1 protein-coding gene and 1 pseudogene are annotated in these 675 nt (G+C 40.1%); one reads left to right on the plus strand and one right to left on the minus strand.

Going from position 1 to position 675, the window contains the following annotated elements:
- Positions 1-132 (plus strand): universal stress protein (locus H4J76_RS19505; RefSeq protein ID WP_182231142.1); only part of this gene is annotated, 132 nt, incomplete at its 5' end.
- A gap of 222 nt (positions 133-354) precedes the next feature.
- Here H4J76_RS19505 and H4J76_RS19510 read toward each other — a convergent pair.
- Positions 355-675 (minus strand): annotated as a pseudogene (locus tag H4J76_RS19510) (transposase); the annotation flags it as partial.

The raw sequence follows: 675 nt of genomic DNA on the forward strand, positions 1-675 counted from the left end.
AAAGAAAACGTTGATTTAATTATCACCGGAAGTCATGGTGTACATGGCTTGCAATTACTACTAGGATCTACCTGTAATGCTATTTTACATGGGGCAAAATGTGATGTCTTAGCCGTGCGTTATCCAGAATGATTATTACTATGCCACCCATGATAATTCTCCGCAGTAATAATGCTCTGAAACACTGCTATCCATTGGCCAACAACAATGCATGTATTTCATCTTGTAAGCCTTTGCATATCGATTTTTATAGATGTTGATTAAATGAATGAATTTCAGGCAAGCTTTACTTCTCCCCCAAGGTAGCCGTATTTTTTCTTGTGGCTTTCTTGCTGTTTTTGAATGTAGCTATGTTTACGCGCTATTCAAACAAGCTTGTGCATTTGCTTTACCGTGTGCTCGCTTTAACCCTACGTGCTCAGTAAATTCACACAAATGCTCTGCGGTGCCGACCGCGCCAGTGAATATACCTTCAAAGTTTGTGGTGAGTTTGAGCCAACTTTCATCGCTGATGTGAAGTCTTGACAGTATATTTGCGGTTTTGTTATCAATAGCGCCTCGTTTGTCTGCTCTTATTACGCGACCTGTTTCATCTACAAGGGTTAAATAGTCCTTCAAGCTAAAGCGGATACCTGAGGTTTTCTCTTGATGTTCATTGCCCGTAAAAGGTAATAA

Source organism: Colwellia sp. BRX9-1 (assembly GCF_014077195.1).
Lineage (GTDB): Bacteria > Pseudomonadota > Gammaproteobacteria > Enterobacterales > Alteromonadaceae > Colwellia_A.